Source organism: Apibacter sp. B3546 (assembly GCF_009827885.1).
GTDB lineage: Bacteria > Bacteroidota > Bacteroidia > Flavobacteriales > Weeksellaceae > Apibacter.
On sequence record NZ_WINW01000002.1, the window covers coordinates 462,376 to 486,754 of the forward strand.

13 protein-coding genes are annotated in these 24,379 nt (G+C 31.2%); 4 read left to right on the plus strand and 9 right to left on the minus strand.

Annotated features, from left to right (window positions below; translation table 11 throughout):
* Window positions 1-11: 11 nt before the first annotated feature.
* Genes sprA through GFU93_RS02180 form a run of 3 tightly spaced genes read right to left on the minus strand, consistent with a single transcriptional unit; the run spans window position 12 to window position 9,997 of the window.
* Window positions 12-7,100 carry a cell surface protein SprA gene (gene sprA / locus GFU93_RS02170; protein WP_370456874.1) on the minus strand — a complete coding sequence of 2,363 codons (7,089 nt, stop codon included), beginning with the start codon at window positions 7,098-7,100 and terminating at the stop codon, window positions 12-14.
* A 9-nt stretch (window positions 7,101-7,109) separates the two neighbouring features.
* Window positions 7,110-7,691, minus strand: coding sequence for a Holliday junction branch migration protein RuvA (ruvA, locus tag GFU93_RS02175; RefSeq protein ID WP_105297951.1), 582 nt, complete (start codon window positions 7,689-7,691; stop codon window positions 7,110-7,112).
* Between the two features lie 26 nt (window positions 7,692-7,717).
* Window positions 7,718-9,997 (minus strand): NADP-dependent malic enzyme, encoded by a 2,280-nt coding sequence (locus tag GFU93_RS02180; RefSeq protein ID WP_160566814.1) that lies wholly within the window; start codon window positions 9,995-9,997, stop codon window positions 7,718-7,720.
* A gap of 358 nt (window positions 9,998-10,355) precedes the next feature.
* Between GFU93_RS02180 and GFU93_RS02185 the strand changes: the two genes are divergently transcribed.
* Window positions 10,356-11,153 (plus strand): hypothetical protein, encoded by a 798-nt coding sequence (locus tag GFU93_RS02185; protein WP_160566817.1) that lies wholly within the window; start codon window positions 10,356-10,358, stop codon window positions 11,151-11,153.
* Entirely contained in the window at window positions 11,143-12,972 is a 1,830-nt protein-coding gene (locus GFU93_RS02190; RefSeq protein WP_160542009.1) for a chloride channel protein, read from the plus strand. Before GFU93_RS02185 ends, GFU93_RS02190 begins: the two co-directional genes overlap by 11 nt.
* Before the next feature lie 120 nt (window positions 12,973-13,092).
* On the opposite strand, the gene GFU93_RS02195 is transcribed toward GFU93_RS02190, so the two are convergent.
* The 4 genes from GFU93_RS02195 to rpsA all read right to left on the minus strand — a co-directional run bounded on the left by GFU93_RS02195 (window position 13,093) and on the right by rpsA (window position 18,457).
* Window positions 13,093-14,583, minus strand: coding sequence for an NAD(P)H-hydrate dehydratase (locus GFU93_RS02195; RefSeq protein WP_160566820.1), 1,491 nt, complete (start codon window positions 14,581-14,583; stop codon window positions 13,093-13,095).
* A gap of 14 nt (window positions 14,584-14,597) precedes the next feature.
* A complete protein-coding gene (locus tag GFU93_RS02200) occupies window positions 14,598-15,104 on the minus strand; it encodes a DNA-3-methyladenine glycosylase (protein WP_160566823.1) in 507 nt (168 codons plus the stop codon).
* A 302-nt stretch (window positions 15,105-15,406) separates the two neighbouring features.
* Window positions 15,407-16,408: a 2-hydroxyacid dehydrogenase gene (locus tag GFU93_RS02205; RefSeq protein WP_160566826.1), complete on the minus strand. Its 1,002-nt coding sequence runs from the start codon at window positions 16,406-16,408 to the stop codon at window positions 15,407-15,409.
* Window positions 16,409-16,663: 255 nt separating this feature from the next.
* Window positions 16,664-18,457: a 30S ribosomal protein S1 gene (gene rpsA / locus GFU93_RS02210; protein WP_105297958.1), complete on the minus strand. Its 1,794-nt coding sequence runs from the start codon at window positions 18,455-18,457 to the stop codon at window positions 16,664-16,666.
* Window positions 18,458-19,071: 614 nt separating this feature from the next.
* On the opposite strand from rpsA, the gene GFU93_RS02215 reads away from it, so the two are divergent.
* Both GFU93_RS02215 and GFU93_RS02220 read left to right on the plus strand, forming a co-directional pair.
* Entirely contained in the window at window positions 19,072-19,794 is a 723-nt protein-coding gene (locus GFU93_RS02215; protein ID WP_160566829.1) for a bifunctional 2-polyprenyl-6-hydroxyphenol methylase/3-demethylubiquinol 3-O-methyltransferase UbiG, read from the plus strand.
* Window positions 19,795-20,511, plus strand: a complete 717-nt coding sequence (locus GFU93_RS02220; RefSeq protein WP_160566832.1) for a ZIP family metal transporter — start codon at window positions 19,795-19,797, stop codon at window positions 20,509-20,511.
* 70 nt (window positions 20,512-20,581) lie between these two features.
* On the opposite strand, the gene GFU93_RS02225 is transcribed toward GFU93_RS02220, so the two are convergent.
* Window positions 20,582-21,859 (minus strand): MFS transporter, encoded by a 1,278-nt coding sequence (locus GFU93_RS02225; RefSeq protein WP_160566834.1) that lies wholly within the window; start codon window positions 21,857-21,859, stop codon window positions 20,582-20,584.
* A gap of 32 nt (window positions 21,860-21,891) precedes the next feature.
* On the minus strand, window positions 21,892-24,147 hold the full coding sequence (locus GFU93_RS02230) for a TonB-dependent receptor (RefSeq protein WP_221411313.1): 2,256 nt from the start codon (window positions 24,145-24,147) through the stop codon (window positions 21,892-21,894).
* Between the last annotated feature and the right edge of the window lie 232 nt (window positions 24,148-24,379).

Genomic DNA, 24,379 nt, shown 5'->3' on the forward strand with positions numbered 1-24,379 from the left:
TACCTATATAATTAATTTCCAAAAGTAAATGTAGCACTTAATCCCGCTCTTATCGTTGAAAGCGGATATGCAGTTGAAACCTTGTATTTAGTAATCATTTGCTCATAGAAGAATTTAAGATTAAAATTCTTAGTAAAGTTATAATCTGTTGAAAATTTCAATGAAACTAAATTTTGTCCACCCGTTACTTGAGAATCTAACTCTACCAATCGTCTAATGGTGGTTTTGTTATCTCTAATTGAAACGTCTCCTCTAATATTTAAATCGCCCGTTACCGGTTTAGTAGCTCCTCGATAACGCAATTTTAACTTAACATCTTTTACAATATATCCCAGACCGAAAACTACTTCATTGCCATAATCTTCTTGTAGGGTGTAATTTGTTAATCCTAAAGAATAGATTCTATCTTTATTGTAAGCTATTCTAATTTGGATATTATTTCTCATAGTGACATCTACTCCTGCAAGTGGACTGAACCCTTCAGACATGACTACTGTTCCGTAGGTGTAATAGTTGTATCTGTTCCCGTTTAAATCTCGTTCAGGTGCTGTCGAATCGTTTTGTGCTAAATAATAATCGGGATTGGTTTGTACCCCATTAACGGTATAGTTTGAAATATAACTATGATTAATTCTAAATTCTTTGAACCAATAATTAATAAATGGAATGTTTTTTAATCCTCCATAGGTAATTTTCCAGTTTGGAACCGGCATACTGCGTTTATAACCTAACTTTTGACTTCCTGCACTTCTTCCTGAAAATGCAGATACAAATGAAGGTAATAAAACTTCTGAATTGGTTAACCCATAACCATCTACATATCCGTCATTATTGGTATCGATTAAAGGTTGCCCTTGTTTTGCAGCCACTCTTTGTGATAAAATCATTGAGTTGCTAATCATTTTATTATATACATAATCTCCTGATTTGAATGCAGTCGCAAAAGATATAATTGAAGAACTGAACATTGCAGATCGATTGACGAATGTATTAGCAATTTGTCCTGTCAATGGATCTATAGAATTAAACCCTGAATGAGATAATGTCTTTTGATGATTAAGCATGATATTTAAATCAATTTGTAAATGGTTAATCGGTTCTAATTGCAGGGTAGCAGACAATTGCGAATTATTTGTTTTCACATATGGACTGGTCATATATTCATTTAACGAAACCCAGCCTTCTGTTACTGCTTTATTCCTTAAATCGAATTGAGAACCAAATAAAAACCCGAATGTAGGACCACTTGTTGATCCGGCATATCTACCTACTCCAAAAAAACTTGGTTCAGGCAAGAATCCCGGCAAAATTGTTCCTTTATTCTCGTTTACCTGAATTTGACCTCTTTTAAAACTACTTGCAATCATCCATAAATAATCTGTAGCCTTATACTTATTTTTAATAGTATACTTTTTAAAGAATTTAGGTTTTTTTAAGGCAAAATTTGTTTCGTAAGCCCTATTTAAAGAATCTATTTCTCTTTGTCTCTTACGTTTTTTTTCTTCAAATTTTTTATAGTTTGAGAAATAATTATAGAATTTACTGAAATCAACATTTCCTATGACTGTTATAGTTTGAGCATTTTGTGCGGTATTTCCTAAACTTCTTTTTCTTGGATCGGCATTTGTAGGATCGTATGAAGTTTGGAAATTAGAACCCGCTTGCCAATCGTATTGACCTGTATATCCTACTTCCATAGAAGTGAAATCTAAATAAGGAAGTAAATGTATAGGTACTCTATAATTTAATTGGAATCTTTGATTAAAATTGATAGGTCTTCCTGCAGTAAACAATCCATTCCAGATCATTCCGTCATCCGGTACTCCGTTTCCTATATCATCTAATATGGTTCTTGTTCCTGAAGAGAAATCTAATTTAAGCGAACGTGTTAGATTAAATCCTATATTGTATTGCCAACCGAACAAGAAATTATTGGCAAAAATAGGAGTATAACTGTTAGGATTATTATTGAGATAAGCATTGATATCTCTGTATTGGAATTCATTATAAGTTCTCGCAATATCAGCTTTAAAAGATAAACGAGAAGGAACCGGATTAAAGTTAACTTCTTTTAACCATTTTAAATATTTTGCAAATCGGCTGGTATCTTGCACCGCTCTCATTTTTTTAAATGGTTGATAATAAACACCTTTAGGTGAGAAGTTATAATCAATATAGGCTTGTAAATTTTGGTATATGTTATAAGTTGTATATATATCTCTAAAATAATCAGTGGAATAAGAAAAAGAAGCCGATAAGTTTTCTACATCATAGAATCTAGGCGTTTTACTTGTGGTTCTATCTTTTCTTAAATTCGAAATAGAAATATTTTTTTGTGAGGAATAGCTTCTCACCACTTTTTTTAGTTCATTTTTTCTTGGATCATTTTTTAACTTCACATCATTATCCAACGGATTATATTTTGGATCTATAAATGTTTCAGACATACTGATGCTAACCGGTATTTTCATTCCCCATTTATCCGGAAGAACTCTATCTACATTTACGGCAGCACTTACCATATATTGTTTGGTTTCGTCTTGGCTTCTTTCACTCGGTTTACTATCGATTGCTCCAAAACCAACCGATTGATACGTTCCGGATGCGGATACTTGAGCAAAATCAGCCAAATTAAAATTAATACTTGCATTGGCTGCATATCCTCCTTCGTTATCAATATCAGATAAACGAAGTTCATCCAGCCATAAAACTACATGCTTGTCTATGCTGGAAGTATTTCTTACCCCCATCATTATTGAATTAACATTTCCTATGGAAGGTCTACCTTTAACATAGATGATTTTATCATCACTACCGGTTACATAACTACGATATCGAACAGTACTATTATATAAGTTATTCTTATCTTTTTCATTTTTTGCAGCTACTAAATCTTTTAATTTTAATTCAATCGTATTTTCAATCGGCCATATATCAATAGCAGACGTAGCAGTATTCGGTGTGTATTTTAATGGAAATTCGTATTCATAGTAATTATCTGACAAATCACTACCGATACGGATGAAAAACTTGGCTTCTTTATCTACAATATTACTTGAGGCATCTTGCATATTTTCAGCGTGTACAAACATTTTTAATGTTTTGTAACGTCTCATGTCTAATGCAATATTTTTATAAATACCTCTAGGTTCTGAATTTTTTAAATCTTTTATTTCTAACTTTAATGAGGATTCATTTTGCATTTGAGTTCCGGTAGTATTGCCTAAAATTTCTCTGCTTATTCCCGGAGGCAATACATACGGTGGACGCGATGTAGAATTTTCTTCTAAGTTTACAGCGCTGATGATGACATTTGATACCGGTAATAGGGTTGCATTTCCTTCGTCTGTATCTTGTTTGCTTTCTCCACTAACTGAGGAAATATTTTTTTCGTATTTTCTCCAATCACTTCTAACTAAATCTAGAGTTGCAAAACGTAAAGTTGCAGTATTGGAAAATCCTTTCATTAACATACGTATATATCGTACGTTGTTTAAAATTTCAGCGGAACCAAATTCATATGCACTCACGGGAATTCGAACCAAATACCAAGTTGTATTTCCTTTTTTTCCGTTGGGTAGTGATACTTCAACCTCTTTTTTATCAACAACCAATGGATTTTGATTATTTCTTAAATCGGAATCTAGTAAAGAAAGACGATATTGTGTATAATTTTCTGTTTCATCTAAGTTAAAATCTTTATTCAAGTCTTCTGTATCCGGAGATGCTGAAGAAGCGTCCATAGAATTTGAAGGTGAGTTGCCTTCTAAATTCCTGTAATATTTATATCTTCCTATGATTGAATTTTTTTCATTAGATGAATCCCAGGCGCCATGTAAATAAAATACGTAATCATCTGCAGACGGGTCAACTTCACCCGTTATAGGATTTACATAATTGGCGTTACTGCCTATATCGTATCCTTTATTTTTATAGTAATCTGCTTCTTCAAAACTTGTTAATCCGTCATATCCAACGTCTTGTTTTCTCCTGGCTTCTCCTTCTGTATCAAAAGCATATACTAACGGATAATTTTTAGGTTGTTTCCCAAGATTAGTGGTTGTCATTTGACTTATATCGTCAGTGATACCATTTTCATATTGCATAAAGCCGTCCTTTAACACATCTTCAGACACATTTCCTAACTGAAGAATTAGTTCAGGCTTATTTCCTAACGGATTAGATCCCGGTGTTTTACTGTCAGCATACGGGTCCATCATCCAAAATTCAAGATATTCTATATTCGCTTCAGCAAAATTTGTTACCGATATGGGTCTCATTAAACCTCCCCAACGTTCTGATTCAGGATCTTCATTACGTGTATTAAAATTATACGGCCCTCTTTCTTTGGGATAAAAAGATACATCAAACGTATTCATGTATATTTGTTCTCCGGCTATGTAATCTCTATCCGTGAATATTTCTTGATATTTAACTCTTCGTTGTAAGTGTAAGGATAATGCATTATTATCTATACCCGATGGTTGACCTCCACCAATTCCAAAAAATCTAGGGTCAATATTATACCAACTAATCAATGCCCTTCCATCGCCATTTCTTATATCATTCATATAAGTATTACCAAATCCACCTTTTTCGGGTTTACTTGCGATTCCCCAATAGCCGGGTTCTTTAAGACTTATTTTTGATGCAGTTGTTTCAAAATCATCAATGTAAGAGTTATCATTTATTGTTTTATTTTCACCCGGTAATAAAGCTGCTCCTTCTACTTTAAAACTTACATTGGATTCTGCTTCCGTTTTAATTCCCGGAATCCAGTTGGTAAGCTTTGTTAAAAAAGGAAATTCTTTATTCAGCATCATATTAAATCCGATCATTGAATTATTAACCGGTTCAGAACCAAATTGTACTTTTTGCGTTAACGGTCTTTCTTTATAATTAAGAAAGGTCGCTCCCACTATAAATTCATCACTGAATTTATGTTCCACATTTAATCCCATGAACCTTTTTTTCTGCATATTGAATGCAAATTGATTCTCCAGGCTTATATTGATTGGAACACCTGAATTTTTGTAGGTTTCATTAATAATGGTTACCATTCCCATTTGGTAGTCCACTACATAATCAATTCCTTCATTTAATGTTTGACCATTTGCCGTAACTTTAACTGACCCTCTCGGAACGTTAAATGCTCCCAGGGATATGCCGTTACCTATACTTCCTTTGAATCTACCTTCAATGGTGTATCGATTAGCTAGAGGATCTGATGTGACTATATTACCTCCTTTTAGATTTTTGTATAAATTTTCAAATATAAATTTTTCGTCTACTGGTTTACTTTTTAAGAATTCCCCGAATGGTTCTACTTTAGTAAATATCAATTTACCTTTCTCTGAGTTTATGGTAATTCCTTCTACAAAGTCAAATATACCATCTCCTTTACCTGTACCGGTAGCATCGTTATTTTGATTTAACCTGTCCCAATTTAATAATTGCAATAACTGTAAATTTCTTACATTGGGATCCGGTAAATAATTGATTTTCCCTTGAGAGGCGTCTTGGTACATAACATTAACCATAAAACCATCAGGAGAAATTTGAGATGCATCCATTGAATAGATGTTTTTCATCATTAAATCCCACATAGGTGATTCGGGAGAGACGATTTGATTAGGTTTTAGCAATTTTAAGATCAATACTCCGGTAACTTCATTGGAAAATTCCCCAACTTTATATATTTTGCCCGGATTTTTAGAATCTGTATATTGAAATGCTACCGCTAAAAGTTGATCATTATTTAGTTTTTGATTTAATGATATATATCCTAATTGTGGATTATAAGTATATTCTGATTCAGAAAGTTTTTTTACTCTTTTATGAACAACAAATTCTTTTCCACTTTCATAATTCTTCATAGTTGCTGAAGAACTTGAGGTGGGTACAACCGGTAAAGAAACACCATTCACGCTATTGTATGCTGTGGAAGCGTCCCTGATTCCAGATAAATTTGAAATGGTACTATATAAATTTAAATTTGAATTATCGGGAAGTTGTCCCGTGGTACTTTCTCCTAAGTCTCTTAATGCTATAACGGGATGCTGCTCTTGAAGGTTTGAGTTTCCTAAATCGATTCTCCACACTTCCATCTTAGTGATATTAATGGTTGAACCAATTACCGGATAATTCTCCAGAGCTTTATCGTAATTGTTTCTGAAATAGTGCGTTAAGAAATAATGTTGATTTTCATCGTAATCAATTGCTTTAATTTTAAATGTATTGATTACTCCTCCTCCTTGAACTGTTATATTTCGTGCTTCGGATTGTTGTTCTGAAAATACGGTAGTCAAAAATGTTCTCCCGAATTGAAATTCCCCTTTGATTCCAAAAAGTGATTCAGCGCCTGTAATTAAACTGGTGCTAAGGGGCATATTTACATTACCAAATTCAATTTTCTTAATTATATTATCCTCTCCACCGCTTGTCCCATTGGGTAAGTTCGCCCCACTTCCCGAGCCCGGAATCCATGCTAAATTTAATTTATTTTCGAAGTTGAAACCTGCCTGAGTATCATAGTTTACCCCTAAATGTACATTATTACCAACATTTCCTATAAGACTCATTTGTATTCTTTGCCTTAAATCGATGGTAAAGTTCTTTCTGTTTTGTGGTAAAATTTGCGGATTGTCTATTTTTTGATGCAATATTCCTAAATCAAAGGATGCAAATCCTGAAGGTTTTAGTTCAATTTTATTACCTCCGAATATTTGCTCAAATAATTTGGATTTAACCGTAATTCCCGGAATAAAGCCTTTTTTTTCTACTTCTCTTCCTTCTTTTTTCGCTCTTCCTATTTCATCTTGTAAACGTGAACGTTCTTTGTAATATTCATCAAACTTTTGTTGCATTACATATTTAGTATAGTCCTCGGCTGTCATAGTTATCGGAGTACCGACAACTACACCTCCCAGCTTGGGATATAATATGTAATTTCCACTTTTATAATCATAATACGCCTCATATTTTACAGGGTCATCCAATTGCAAAACTTGTTCATCATCATTTTCCTGAGCAAATAAAACACTACCACTTAAACAAAATATGGTTGCCAATAGCAAATAGTCACGAATATACCTTAACACTTTCAACGTTTATAGTTTTTTTAAAGTATCCTTGATAAGCTCTTCTACTTCGATATCCGGATTATCCTTTAAAATTTTATCAATTATTTTTTCGGTAATTTTTTTAGAAATACCTAACACCTCCAATGCACTTAACGCTTCAGATTTGTTTTTATTGCCTAAATTATAATCTAATATTTCAGACGTTTCAAATATAGAAATTTTATCCCGCAAATCAACTATTATTCTTTGAGCGGTTTTAGCTCCTATTCCTTTAATTTTTTGAAGTGCCAGGTTGTTGCCGCCGGAAATAGCCGAGGTTATTTCCGATACAGACATTGAGGACAACATCATAATGGAGGAAGCCGGACCTACTCCATTAACACTTATTAAAAGATTAAATAAGGATCGCTCGGTTTTAGTTGAAAAGCCATATAACGAATGGGAATCTTCCCGTATAATTTCTTGAATATATACTAGGGCTTTTTTTTCGTTTTGAATGTCTTTATAGGTTTGTAAACTTATAGTGGCAAAATACCCCACTCCATTGCAGTCTATAACTACACTGGAAGGGGATATTTCAAAAATAATTCCTGACAAATGGGTTATCATTTTTGTTTATTTTACGGAAATAGTAATTATTTTTTTTCTTGAGCAGCAAGGGCAGCAAGGGTTGCCAGATTTACTATATCTTCTACCTTAGAATTTTCTGTAATTATTTGAATAGATTTATCTAATCCTAATAGAACCGGACCAATAGATTTTATATACCCAATACCTTTTGCTAAACTTGCACTTAAATTAGCCGAAGTTATGTCAGGAAATATTAAAACATTTGCCGATTTACCTCCTAACTTGCTAAAAGGAAATTCACTGATTAATTGATCATTTAATGCATATTCGGGCTGAATTTCTCCGTCAATCAGCAAATCAGGATTTGTTTGGTTAAGTTTCCTAACCACTGCATCAACACTTTTAGATGCTACTGAATTTCCAGCAAAATTTTCATTAGATACCATAGCTATTCTAGGTTCAATACCCATTTTCTTTACGAAATCGGCTGTAATTTGAACTATTAAATCTAAGTCATTACTGCAAGAATTTCTGCTTAATGAAGTGTCCGAAATAAATATCGGTCCATTTTTAGAAAGAAGAACCATAGCAGATGCTACTGTTATATTTGATGATTCAGAATAATCTACAACTTTTATAATTTGATTTAAAGCTTCCGTATAATCTTTAGTAAATCCGGTTAAAAATGAATCTGCTTCACCCATTTCAACAGCAATGGCTCCTAAATATTCGCTGTTATTTAATAATTGAGCAGTTTGTTGTTGAGAGGTTATTCCTTTTCCATTTTTTTGCTTTAGATCATAAAGATACTCTACATATTTGTCAAATTTATGAGTAGACGAAACCGTATCTATATCCAATATTTCTGCCTCAATTTCTAATTTATAGTATTGCTTTGTTTTTTCAATAAGATCTTTTTTACCTAACAAAATTGGTTGAGCGATCTTTTCCTCAGCTATGATTTGCGCAGCTTTTAATACATTGTATTCTTCAGCATTGTCGAAAATTATTCTTTTTGGATTACTTTTAGCCTTTGCCTTAAATTGTCTTATAATTTTTTCATCGTTACTTCCCATTCGATCTAATAATTCTTCTTCATACGCGCTCCAATCGGTAATAATGTGTTGTGCTACCCCGCTATCAATTGCAGCTTTAGCCACTGCCATCGAAACTTTAGTTATTAATCGCTTATCAAATGGTTTAGGGATGATATAATCTCTTCCAAACTTCATATTTTTAACATTGTAGGCTTGTATCACCTGCTCAGGAACGTTTTGTTTAGCCAAATCAGCTAAGGCTTTTACTGCAGCTAATTGCATTTCTTGATTTATGTCAGTTGCTCTAACATCTAATGCTCCTCTGAAAATATATGGGAAACCTAAAACATTGTTTACCTGATTAGGATAATCACTTCTACCGGTAGCCATAATAACATCTTTTCTTGTTTCCACCGCCAAATTATAATCAATTTCGGGAGTTGGATTAGCCATGGCAAAAACAATCGGATTTTCATTCATAGACAAAAGCATTTCAGGAGTAACCAAGTTTCCTTTAGATAATCCAATAAATACATCGCTGTTTTTCATAGCATCTTCCAAAGTTCTATCCGGAGTATCTACAGCAAACTCAAGCTTTTCTTCATTCAATCCGGTTCGTCCTTTATAAATCACCCCTTTACTGTCGCACATTAATATATTTTGTGGGCTGGCTCCTAATGCTTTATATAATCGGGTACAAGAAATGGCCGCTGCACCCGCGCCACTGACTACAATTTTTACCTCTGCTATATTTTTTTTGGAAATTTCCAATGCATTTAATAAGGCAGCGGCTGATATAATTGCTGTTCCATGCTGATCATCATGCATTACCGGAATATTTAATTCCGCTTTTAATCGTTTTTCGATTTCAAAAGCTTCAGGAGCTTTTATATCTTCTAAATTAATACCTCCAAAGGTTGGAGCTAACGATTTAACTATTTCAATAAATTTTTCCGGATCTTTTTCATTTATTTCAATATCAAAAACATTGATTCCGGCAAAAATTTTAAATAATAAACCTTTACCTTCCATAACAGGTTTAGAGGCATCTGCACCAATATCTCCCAATCCTAACACGGCGGTTCCATTGGAAATTACTGCTACCAAATTTCCTTTTGAGGTGTATTTGTAACTATCTGCACTATTTTTTTGTATTTCTAAACAGGGTTCCGCCACTCCCGGAGAATAGGCTAATGATAAATCTGTTTGAGTTGAATGTGGTTTGGTAGGTATAACTTCTATTTTACCTTCTGGTTTGGAACTATGATATTCTAAAGCAGCTTCTCTTAAATTTTTTTCTCGTGACATTGTTTTAATAATATTTTGACATACAAAAGTAAATATTTTTATTTTATAACATAGATTCTATTTTTCACCTATAGTTTATATGATAAAAATATATAGGGTTAATAATTTATTAACTTATAGACAATCACTTAATTAGTATATTTTTAAATTAAATGTTACATATCCATGAATTTATATTTTATTAAAATATATAATTACATTTATTATATCGTAATAATATAGTTACTTAGCTTTTCCAATGGTTTTTATATTTTATTTTTCAGATACTTATTTTTAACGGGCTTTCCCTTACGAAATGCGCCTAAATATATATATTATAGGTAATATTTGTTTAATTTTGTAAGCTAATAAATTATTTATGAATAGTACTCTACAAAGTAAATTAGATAAATTAAAGGAGAACGGTTATAATTTATCTGTTAATCAAGTAATTATGGATGGGTTTACCGCTTGGAAAAATATTATTTTTTATGGAGTATTTAGTATTTTGTTTACCTATATTTTTACTAACTTAATTAATAATTTATTGGGTCGCTATCTAGGAACTAATATAATTGATCTGGAATTTATTAAAGCGATTAATAAATTAAATAATCCTCAAGCGTTCAACAAAATTATCCCATTAGTTCAAAACTATATATCAAATCCTTTAATAATTGTAAAAAATTTATTGTCTTCAGTTATTGGCATTCTTTTATATCCCTTAACTGCAGGCGTTGTTTATTGTGCTTATCAAACAGATAGAAACGGAAAAGCAAGTTTTAAAGAGTTTATAAGTGGCTATCAAGGTACTAAGTTTTTTAAACTTATTGGATTAGCTTTCATCGTACTAATTTTACATTTCATTAGTACTTTCCTTTTGTTTATTCCTTCTCTTTATTTTACACCAGCTTTTATTTTAGCCGGAGCTTTTATAATTATTGATGATGTCCCCTTAATTCAAGCTATTACTTATAGTTTTAGAATCGTAAATAAGAAATTTGGAAAAATATTTTTATTATTAGTAATTTCTTGTTTGGTTAGTAAAGTTTTAGGAATCTTTTTGTGTGTTGTAGGTATTATTTTCACGTATTCTTTTTCTCAAGCCATGGTTTATTCTTTGTATAAAAATACTGTTGGCTCAATAGATGTTGATGATGAAATAAATGAAAATTAATCAATCTATTATAAAAAAACATTTTGAGTCCTATTGGGATTCAATTAAAAAATTACGAGTAAAATATAACATCGTAATACGAAAATTCAGGAATCAAAATCCTCAAGCATTTATTTACTTAGCAAGTACATTAATTGGAATAATTGGAGGAATAAGTGCGGTAATTTTAAAAAATTTAGTTAGTTTAACTGAAGAATTGATTTATCATAATAAAAATTTTAATTTCAATTATTGGACTATTTTTTTCCCTACCATCGGTATTATTTTGACCGTTATTTTTATTAAATATTGGGTTAAGATGGATATAAGTCATGGAGTTGAAAAAGTCTTATTTGCCATATCCAAGAAACGTAGTATAATAGATAAAAAAAATACATACAGTTCGATTATAGCCAGTTGTTTAACCATCGGTTTTGGAGGATCTGTAGGTACCGAAGCTCCCATTGTATATACAGGAGCAGCAATTGGATCAAATATAGCCCAGGAATTTAAACTTAACTTAAAATTAAGAACTTTATTCATTGCTTGTGGATGTTCCGCAGCCATTGCAGGTATTTTTAAGGCACCGATAGCTGCCATTATTTTTTCGCTTGAAGTTATTATGATCGATTTAAGTATGTGGTCATTAATACCAATTTTAATTTCTTCAACTACCGGGGCTTTAATTTCTTATTTTTTATTAGGTGATAATATATCGTTTTATTTTGCGATTTTTGAGCCATTCGATAAATCGAAAATTCCTTACTATATAATTTTAGGTGTTATTTGTGGCTTTTTTTCATTGTATTTTATAAAAATCGGTCGTTTAATTGAGAAGAAATTTTCTACCAGTAAAAGCATCTATTTAAAAGCTATTTTGGGCGGTTTAGCAGTAGGTATCTTGATCTTTATTTTTCCTCCGCTTTTTGGTGAAGGGTATATCGGGCTGCAACATTTAATGAGTTCTCACCCGGAAAGTATAGCAAAAAATTCTTTCTTTTATATATTGAGAGAAAATGATTATTTTCTTATTCTTTTTTTAGTAGGCATTTTGTTTATAAAAGTGGTTGCCAGTAGCTTTACTACTTCGTCGGGGGGGATTGGCGGAGTATTCGCTCCAGCTCTTTTTACCGGCGGAATTTTAGGTTTTGTTTTTACAAAAATTATTAATCTTACTAGCTTTACCAAGCTTTCTGAACATAATTTTACTTTAGTGGGAATGGCGGGTGTAATGGCAGGTATCATGCATGCTCCCATGACCTCGATTTTCCTTATTGCTGAAATTACAGGAGGATATAGTTTATTATTTCCTTTAATTATTACTTCTACCATTGCTTATCTTGTGAAATATCATTTTGATAAACATTCTGTGTATACCTATAATTTAAAAAGAAATAATGAGATGATTACTCATAATAAAGACAAAGAGGCTATTCGTAGAATGAATATTAAAAATCTTATAGAAAAGAATTTCGTTAAAATTTCTTTATCTTTATCTTTTTCTGAGTTTATAAATGAGGTAATTCCTTCTTCAAGTAAAAAATTTTTTATCGTTGAAGATTCGGATCAGAAATTTAAAGGATATATCATTTTGGATGATCTTATTAATATTTTGCTCCATAAGGAACGTTATGAAAGTTTACATATTGTTGATCTTGTTACCCAACCGTCTGAGTGTATTTCTTTACTTGATGATAATGAAACTATTTTTAGAGTTTTCGATAAGTCAAATTCTTTGTATTTACCGGTAGTTGAAAATGATCAATTTATCGGAATGCTTTCTAAATCTAAATTATTAGATAAATATCGAAAATTAATCGTAGATTTTTCAGAAGATTAAGTTATTTATTTAATAATACATTACCGGAATTAAAAACTATTGGAATAATAGATTTCTTATGTCGCTAAGTATTAAGTGTAATGCCGGTAATGTTTACTAAAAAATTATTTTTATTTGTTTTTACTTATTTAATTCCAAGAAAACATCGGAAAGACACTGTATAATACTTTGAGCTGTCATAGCTTCTTGAGAAAATTTCTCTGAGGCATAATCTCCTGCTTTGCCGTGAATGTAAACTCCTAAAATAGCTGCCAATTTTGAGTCATAACCTTGTGCCAATAGTCCGGTGATAATACCAGTTAAAACGTCTCCACTTCCCCCTTTTGCCATTCCGGCATTACCTGTAGCATTATAATAACAAAGACCATCCGGTAATAAAATTGCTGTGTTATGCCCTTTAATGACTATAACAATTTCATGCTCTTTTGCTTTTTTCCTGGCAAGTTCGCATTGCTCTAAAGTAGAATTAGTTTTCCCAAACAATCGCTCAAATTCTTTAGGGTGTGGGGTGATTATAGAATTTTTAGGAACTAAATTTAATAAATCTTTGCTTTCTGAAATTATATTGAGTGCGTCAGCATCCAAAACCATCGGATTTTTTTCATTTTGCAACATTTTTTCAAATGCCATTTTTGTTAATACCTCTGTACCTAGCCCCGGGCCTATACCTATGGTATAATTTTTAAATGGAATTTGTATATCTTCTATGTATTTATCTCCACATGAGAAAAACATAGCTTCGGGAGCAACGGTTTGAAGTACTAAACTGCCGTATTCAGGAGCACCTGTAAATACTAATCCGGTACCCACGCGTAAAGCAGACAAGGTGGAGAAGGTAATAGATCCCATTCTTCCATAGCTCCCTCCTATTATAATGGCTTTTCCGAAAGTTCCTTTATTACTGAACGGACTTCTTCTTTTATAATTTTTCTCAAAAAAATCATTTTCTATAAGGAAATTATCGGTTTGTTCATTTTCAATAAATTTTTTATCCAAACCTATATCCAGTACATGTATTTTACCGGCGTATTGTGCTGCTTCGGGATGTAAAAAAGATCTTTTATAAAATTCAAAAGTCAAGGTTTCATCTGCCCTAAACACCGTTTGGTTTTCTTCAGGAAGTGAATCTGTAAATAAACCTGAAGGTATATCAATTGAAATTTTTATAGCATTGATTTCATTTAATTTTGAAACTATTTTTTCAGCTTCTCCTTTCAATTTGTTATTTAATCCTATACCAAATAAAGCATCAATAATAATTGCTTTTTCTTCATTAACTTCAAAGTCATCTCCTTCAATAAAATCTACTGATTTTGGAAATTTATCAAAATTGATCTGAGTATCTTCTGTAAAGTCAGAAGAGGATTGTATAATAAAAGCTTCGACATTATAATTTTCATTATTCAACAATCTAGCTAAAGCTAAACCATCTCCTCCATTATTTCCTTTTCCACAAAAAATGTAATAGGTATATTCGTTCGAATATCTGCTTTTTAGCCAATCAAAACAAGCTAAAGCTGATTTTTCCATTAAATCTAAGGATGTTGTCATTTCACTTTCAATGAATTGACTTGCACATTCTTTTATTTGCGTTGATGTTAATATCTTCATAAGTATTGTTAGTTTCAAGTTATTATAAATCTCCAAAGTTTATTCTTCCAAATTTCTCCTGCATAGTCTATTCCTACTCGTACGGTGGTAATAAAATTTGGTTTAATTTGAGAATCTTCAACCCAAATTTTTTTAGAAGAAGCTAAATCTTCTCCATAAAAATCTTTATTTAACTGTAATAATTTGCCAACTCGTCCCGGACCGGAACATTCCTCAACGCCTCTTATTAATACTGCTTGAGGTTCGTTCTTTTTACCCGTAACAAAGTTTAGCATCCAATATATTCCATATATCAGATAAACATATACTTTTCCTCCTTCATGGTACATAATCTCTGTTCTTTTGGTTCTACCTTTACTTGCATGACAGGCTAAATCTTCTTCTCCTCCGTATGCTTCTGTTTCCGTAATAGTATATTTTACTATTTCTCCGGAATCATAAGCTCTTACGATTTTTTTCCCTAATAATTCCTGCGCTACAAAAAATGCTTCTTTTTGAAAAAATTTAGTATCGATTCTCATTTTATCTTCACATCGGTAAAAATAAGTACTTTTTTTGAATTATAAGTTATTAAAATAAAATTTGATTAATAAAAATAACATTTTATTTTATTTATCTAAAATCACCTGATAAAATCACGTTTTTTTTATTTATATATCAAACATTTATCAAATTATTTATAATTTTAAAAAAAATACTTAAAATATATTTTATTTTATAAAGAAATATAATATATATTGAATTTATTTTTTACTCTTTAGGAAGTTGAAATTCGATTTTATTTTCTTTTAAGCTTTCAAAAATGAAAATAAAGTTTCGCTACCTATACTAATTCTGCCGCTTTATTTTCAATACTGTTGTTATTGCTTAACTGTCTTAAGTTATCTAATGTTACTAATGCTATTTGTGTTAATGCTTCTTCTGTGAAAAATGCCTGATGCGCCGTTACTAAAACGTTAGGGAACGAAAGTAATAATTGTATTTTGTCATCTTCAATGATGGTTTCAGATAAATCCCTAAAGAATAATTTATCTTCTTGTTCATAAACATCAATTCCTAATGCACCAATTTTTTTAGATTTTAATCCGTCAATAATATCTTGTGTATTAATTAAACCTCCTCTACTGGTATTAATTAAATACACGCCGTTTTTCATTAAGCTTATCGTATGTTTGTTTATTATGTGATGTGTTTCAGGGGTTAAAGGGCAATGTAAAGAAATTATATCGGATTGTTTTAGTAACTCTTCTAAGGTAACGTATTTAAATCCTTCTTTTTTTAGTTCTTCATTGGGATAGACATCGTAAGCTAATACGTTTGTCCCTAAGGCTTTTATTGTTTTACAAAATACTTTACCAATATTACCTGTTCCTATAACACCCACCGTTTTTTTATAGATGTTAGTACCCAGTAATCCATTAAGGGAAAAATTTTGTTCTCTAACTCTATTGTATGCCTTATGTGTTTTTCTGTTTAAGGTTAAAAGCATCGCCAATGTATGCTCTGCTACTGCTTGAGGAGAATATGCAGGAACTCTGCATACTTTTATTTCATATTTTTTAGCAGCTTCTAAATCTACATTGTTGAATCCTGCATTTCTTAATGCTATATATTTAATTCCTCTTTTTTTTAGTTTTTTAATTACCCCTTCGTTTAATTTATCATTTACAAAAACGCAAATGGCATCGGTTCCTTCTTCAATTATATTGACTGTATGTTCATCCAAATTGGGTTCAAAATATTCTAAATCAAAATTAAAATTTTTGTTACATTCATTAAAGAATTTTATATCATAGGGTTGTGTTGAAAAAAATGATACCTTCATATTTAAACTTTTATCATTAAACTTAATTTTTATATAATTACAAATATTGTACAAAATTATATATAAATTTTTTCCGATATAAAGTTTATTTTTTTAAAGATAAAATATAAACAGGCGGTATAATAGGTAATAAATTTATATTCAATAAGTTAATCTAAATAACAAATTTACATATTGGTTATATTAAATAAAAAAAGAACCGTAAATAAATACGGTTCTTTATGAATTATTTTAGGAAATGGTTATATTATAAGGTTATTGTCCTTCTTCCATTTTTCTTTTTAATTCTTGTAATTCGTCTAAATCACCTAAAGTAGATTTTTCAACAGTTTGATTTTGTGATTTAACTTGTTTTTCAGTTTCTTCTCTATTTTCTTCTTCACGGAAAGTTCCGGTATGAGAAACTACAATTCTTTTGAATTCTTTATTAAATTCAATTACTTTGAATTCAGTTTCATCACCTTTTTTAATTTTGGAACCGTCTTCTTTTTCTAATAATCTAGATGGACAGAAACCTTCTACTTCAGCGTCTTCAAATTGAACAGTAGCTCCTTTGTCGAACAGCTGAACTACTTTACCTGTGTGTACAGTTCCTTCAGCATATTTAACTTCGTATTTTTCCCAAGGGTTTTCTGTTAATTGTTTGTGACCTAAGCTCAATCTTCTAGCATCAGTATCTAATTCTAAAACTACTACATCTAATACGTCACCAACTGAACAGAATTCGGAAGGATGTTTAATTTTCTTAGTCCAAGATAGATCTGAAATGTAAATTAACCCGTCTACTCCTGCTTCTAATTCAACAAATACTCCAAAATTGGTAAAGTTTCTTACTGTTCCTTTGTGTTTAGAACCAATTGGATATTTTGCTGTTATATCAGTCCATGGATCCGGAGTTAATTGTTTCATACCTAAAGACATTTTTCTTTCTTCTTTATCTAAGGTAAGAATAACACATTCTACTTCATCCCCGATTTTAACAAAATCTTGAGCTGATCTTAAATGAGTAGACCAAGACATTTCAGAAACATGTATTAATCCTTCTACTCCCGGTGCAACTTCTACAAAAGCTCCATAGTCTGCTAAAACAACTACTTTACCTTTGATTTTATCTCCTACTTGTAAGTTTGGATCTAATGCATCCCAAGGGTGTGGTTCTAATTGTTTCATTCCTAATTGGATTCTAGATTTTTGATCATCAAAATCAAGAATAACCACATTAACTTTTTGATCTAATTGAACTACTTCAGATGGATGATTTATTCTGCTCCAAGATAGGTCTGTAATGTGGATTAATCCGTCCACACCCCCTAAATCAATAAATACTCCGTAAGAAGTTATATTTTTAACAACTCCTTCTAATACCTGACCTTTTTCAAGTTGTCCGATAATTTCTTTTTTCTGATCTTCAATATCTGCTTCGATCAATGCTTTGTGAGAAACAACTACATTTTTAAATTCGTGGTTAATTTTAACGATTTTAAATTCCATAGTTTTTCCTACGTATTGATCGTAATCGCGGATTGGTTTTACATCAATTTGTGAACCCGGTAAGAAAGCTTCGATGCCAAATACATCTACAATCATTCCTCCTTTAGTTCTTGATTTTACATAACCTTCAACGATTTCGCCGGTCTCATGAAGCTCATTAACTCTATCCCATGCTTTAAGCATTCTTGCTTTTCTATGAGAAAGTTGTAATTGACCGGTTTTATCTTCTCTTTGAGCAACCATAACTTCAACCTCATCTCCAACTTTAAGATTCGGATTGTAACGGAACTCATTCAAAGAGATAACTCCTTCTGATTTAAAGTTTATATCAACGATTGCTTCTTTGTCAGTAATACGAACAACTTTACCTTTGAAAACTTGATTTTCGTCAAGTTCTCTCAAAGAAGTATCATACATTTTTTCTAACTCAGACTTTTCTTTTCTATCCTCAGCATTTAATCCGGATTCAAAAGAATCCCAGTCAAATTGCTCAGGAGCAACATTTGCATTTTTAAGAGTTTCTTGCTCTTCTACTAAATTTTTAGTCTCTTCGGACATATTTTTATAAACATTGTATTCCTTTGCTTTTCAATGTAAGATAAAGGCGAAATTGATGCTTAGGAAGTGGTTATACTTGATGTTATTACGATTTTCTTACTTTCGCCAAATCGAGGCGCAAATATACTAAAAAAATTTTAATTAAACTTAATTTTTATCTTCTTTTTTACTGATTTACTTTAAGTTAATAAATATTTATTAAAAATTACTCCCTTTTAGCTCATAGAAATATAAATAATTAAAAAAATAGTTTATTATACCTTTATTTAATTTATTAACCACCTATATTTCAAAAGACTACTCTATAAAAAACTAATTTTCTTTTCAAAAATACTAAGTAAAAAATATTAACAATTAAAATAAAATCAAATGTTAAATCCCAATAAGTTTTATAAAATCATGAATTCGAGTATTCTGAACACAAAGCCATATAAATTTATATTTCCGGTTCAATTATTAAATTATAATACAATATAAATTACTACTAGTAATGATCTTTCAGTTTTTAAAATTAAAATAAGTTAAAATAAGACTTATCTATTATAAATAAAAAATCTTACTAATTCTAAGAATAATGTTATTAATAGGTAAAAAAATTGTATTAAATTTGAGGTATGGATTGGTTTGCAGAATGGTTTAATACTCCTTATTATCATATATTATATAAAAATCGTGATGATCAGGAAGCTCAAGAATTTATAACGAATTTATTAAAATATCTTGCCTTACGTAAGGAGAGTAAAATTTTAGATTTGGCTTGTGGCAAAGGTAGGCATAGTATTTTTTTAAATAAATTGGGATACGATGTTATCGGCGTTGACCTTGCACCGGAAAGCATTGCTTATGCAAAGAGTTTTGAAAATGAACATCTTAAATTCTTTGTTGCAGATATGAGAAGAAGTAATTTCCCGAACCATTTTAATGCCATTTTCAATTTATTTACCAGTTTTGGCTATTTTAGTGATGATGAAGATAATTTAAAAGTTTTTCAATCTGTTTTTGAACAATTGTTAAGTAAAGGAATATTTGTGATGGATTTTATGAATGTTTCCTTAGCAATGGATACGCTTGTTAAACATGAGGACAAAGAAGTAGACGGTATTTTATTTCATCTGCAAAGGAAAATTGAAGATGGTTTTATTATAAAAGATATTAAATTTCAAGATAAAGGTAAAAATTTTCATTTTCAAGAAAGAGTAAGAACTTTTAAACTGAATTATATTGAAAGTCTGGCCAAAAAAGTAGGATTTACTTTAAAAAATGTATTCGGTGATTATCATCTCCTCCCATTTGAAGAAAAAAATTCTCCCCGTCTAATTTTAATTTTTGAAAAATAAATGGATTATATCGTATTGATTTCTGCTGTAATCATCGGAGCAGGAATAGCTTATTTTTTCCAAAATAATTCAAAATTTAATAAACAACTTTTAATGTTTAGTGCGGGATTGCTTTTAGCAATAACTGTATTAGACATGTTTCCTTCCTTGTATAGAGATGGAGGAATAAATGCAGGAATATGGATTATTATCGGGGTTTCCATACAATTAGTCTTAGAAGGATTATCTAAGGGAATCGAACATGGTCACTTACACAGCTCGGAACATCATGCGGACAGCGTTATTCCGATTAGTGTAATGCTGGGTTTGTTTATTCATTCATTTTTAGAAGGAACTCCATTGGAAGTTAATCATATACATAATCATGGTGCTCATGATCATTCCATGCATTCATCAAATATTTTATGGGCGCTAAGCATCCATAAAGTTTCGGAATCCATTGTTTTATCTACCTTTTTATTTTCTTTACCTATTAAAAGGATATATTCTTTCTCTATTCTCGTTTTGTTTGCCGTTTCAGCTCCTATTGGGGCTTTCTTTGGTTCATTCTTAGATCCTCATATTTATCCTAAATTATTGGGTATCGTAGCCGGAATTTTTTTACATATTTCTTCTGTGATTATATTTGAAAGTAATGAGAAGCATTCCTTAAATTGGCAAAAATTACTTTTAGTATTTAGTGGAATGTTCGTAGGTTTTTTAATTTCTGTAGTTTAAAATATGCGTTTTACCTATAAAAAAATTCCCCTAAAATGTTAGGGGAATATATCTTTATATAAAAATATGATTAGTTAACGGGTATATCTTTATTTACATTTTTACTTCCGATTAATGCATAATAAAGGATATAAGCAAATTCTATGATAATCAACCAATAACTGGATAAAAAACCAAATAAATCAGCAAAATAATTTTGTATGAGGGGCAAAATTCCTCCTCCACATACCATCATCATAAAAATTCCGGATGCTGCTGATGTGTATTTTCCTAATCCTTCAACCGCTAAATTAAATATACCTCCCCACATTACGGAAGTACACAATCCACACAATACAAAAAATACAATGGTAATAGGTAATTCTGCAAAACCTATAGATATATCCGATTTAAATACAGGCATACTGACCGTAGATGAAATAGGACTAATTATTGCTAAAACTATGAATATTAACCCTAGCAGTGAGGTGAAGGCCAACATAGCCTTACTGGAAATACGAGCTCCTAACGATGCTCCTATTAATCGACCGATGAGCATTAAAAACCAATAGGTTCCTACCACCGTTCCAGCCACAGTTGTATCAATACCTAAACCTCCTTTGTCTGGTGCAGAAGTCATAAATAAATTGGCGGTATTGGGAATTCCTACTTCAATACCTACATATATAAATATGGCTACTACTCCTAAACAAAAATGCCTAAATGAAAATGCGCTATATTTTCCTTCAATTTTTTCTTTTTTATCTAAAAAAGGTTCCGGTATATTCACCAACAACAACACGATAAAGGCAAGGACAAAAATCCCCATGGCCAAGAAAAGAGCGGGATTTGCTTCTTTTATGGTTGCTCGTGATGCATTTCCGATTAAATATCCAACCAATACAGGTACAATAGTTGCTCCCATTGAGTTTATTGAACCTCCCAATTGCAGCAAAATATTCCCTTTTTTACCTCCTCCTCCTAACGTATTCAGCATAGGATTTACAACGGTATTTAGCATACACATAGAGAAACCGGAAATAAAAGCTCCTATTAAATAGGCAACAAAACTTTCCATTCCCCCGGATAAGTATTGAATTCCAACGCCTAAAAATCCAACCACAATGGCTACTAAGGCTGTTTTTTTATATCCTATTTTTTGTAACAGCATACCCGCCGGAATACCCATAAATGCATAGGCTATAAAGTTTGCAGCATTACCTAGTTGAGACATAAAGTTGGATGCCCCAAATTGATTTTTGACAATTATTCCCATAGGATTTTGTAAGCCTGTTACAAATGAAATCATAAAAAACAGGGCAAACATCATTGCTATAGGTAATGCGTAATTTTTTTCTTTATTAGTCATATTTAGTATTATTTTTTAATTATTATTATAGGTTAAAAAGAGTATTTAAGACCAAACTCAACTGTAAAAGGACGGATGTATGTTCCTGAAAGAATAGTTCCTTCTTTCTTTTTAGCTTCTTCGGAAGTTAAGATCAAATCAGAGTCTCCCATATCTCCTTTAGCTCCCCTTTGATTGAATAAATTTATCACAGTTGAAGAGAAACTTAAGTTTTTGGTAATAGCATATTGTAACCCGGCAAAAGTTTCCCAACGACTTGCAAAATATATTGTATTCGGTCTGTTGGCATATTGTTTACTGAAATATCTTGCACTCGCCCAAATCCTTAAATCTTTCCAAACATAGCTCGGATCAATCTCTAATAAAACTTTAGAAATACCCGTTACATATTTATCTGTGAAATCGTATTTAGCTGCTGCACCGTCTTTAAATTTAACTTCTCCGACAAAATTTTTATATTTTGGACTTTGTAAAGTGATCAAAAAGTGTAATTCAAAGTTTTTTATGGGTTTTGATATGATATCTGTAGTCCATCCTATAGTTTCAATATCATAATTTGTAGTTTCTCTTTTCACTTCTCCAGGATTATTGGGATTGGAAAAATTTACTGTTGAACGATATTCATTACGGGTAATATACGTTGCCTTAGAAACTATACTTGCTAACGGATGATTGAAATATACTCCAAACCCTGCTGTTGGTATTTTAGATTTTTTGATTTTAGGATCAACTCCAATGTTATAATATTCTAGGTGTCCGGCTTGTTCATTGTAATTAACCTCACCTAGTAAACCAAATTTAGTGGTCATTTTATATACTGCATTTAACATGTAGGATTGATTAACCCAATCTTTATTTATATCAGTTTTAGGTCCTGTTAATGTTTGCAATCCTAAATTTCTGTCCTGGTAATCTCCCCGTAATGCTTGATACTCAATACGTCCACCCAAATTTAATTCTAATTTATCGGCCAATAACCACTTATCTAATATATATAATGCTAATTTATTTTCATTCCCATTATGATATTCTAGTCCTTGATTTAAATTAAAATCTCCATTGGCATTTGCCGTACCTCCTACTTGAATTAATTTTCTTGGATTCGGTGCCACCTCTTGAAAATACATAGCAGATTCTGTAGCATATTTATCTACTTTATAATGCCATTCGTTTAAACCAACTTTCAAATCGTGGTTTCCTATCTTTTTACCTAATTCAACAGTACCCGTTATAGATTTAACAGGAGTTTTTCTTGTTGCTAATATTAATACTCCTTGTGCGTTATTTCCCATATAAGCTTCTCCCGTATCAGCATATACATACTCTCCCGGTTTTGCTTCAGAAACTCCTGCCATAATAGGTATGTAAATACCCACTTTGGATGAATGGTAACGAACCATGTAATTTAAATAAAATCCATTATCAAATTTGTTATTACCTAGTAAATCAACTGTATGGGATTCTGTTCCGAAATCGTCTAATATATCTTTTTCTACCAAATTTCCGGTAAAAGCATCCATTAATGTTATTTTTCCAGATCTTTCATGATACGATTTCCGCCCAATTTTAAATCCCGATATTTCACTTACATCCCCATCTTTTCCATACATAAAAGGGCTGTAATTATACGTTAGATTTTTAACATTAACATATTTATATAATACTGAAACAGAGCCTTCTCCTCCTCTGTATTTATAATCTTGAGTTAAGGCCATTTTATACATTTGAGTTTTATCGGCATAATATTTATCTATAATTGATGGTTTAAAAGTTCCCGGGTCAAAGCTCAGATAAGCACCGGCTGAATATTTAAGTCCCTTAGTATTTATAGGTCCGCTCACATTTGCACTTCCTCTCATTAATCCAAAATGATTGGATTCTAAATTAACTATACCTTGAAGCTTATCTGTGCCTAGATTATCAAACGTATTTAAGGAAAAACCTACATCTCCAATATTGATAAAGGTTTGTCCTAAGTCAAACAAACCCGTACGATTAAGCGTAACATCGGATCTCCATGCTTTAGTAGGTAGTTCCGGCCAATAGTGGAATACTACCGGCAGACCATTCTCAAGAATAGTAGTACCTCCTACTGAAGCAGGTAAACCGATATTTACATCCCTGGGACCGGTACTATTTGCTGCATTTAACATGACATTCCTATCATTTTTCTGTTCTATGTCTACTTTTATCGTATCATTTTTCGTTTGATTTTGACTATATATTTCATTGGTACTAATCAGTAATAAAAGTACTGACAATGAATATATACTATTTTTATTTCTCATCTTTTAAAAATTTTATTTCAGTGGTTACGTGCTCTGTTCTTTTTTATATACACAGAGTTTTATGTTCTTTGAAATTGATGAATTATAACAGTATCAAACACTAAAAATTTTTTAAGCCGACTTAATGATAGTTTTTCATGAAAACCATATATTACAAATAAATTAAAGTATTTATACTATTATGTAAATGCGTATAAAACATCTTATTCAATTATTTAGAATGCAGTAAATC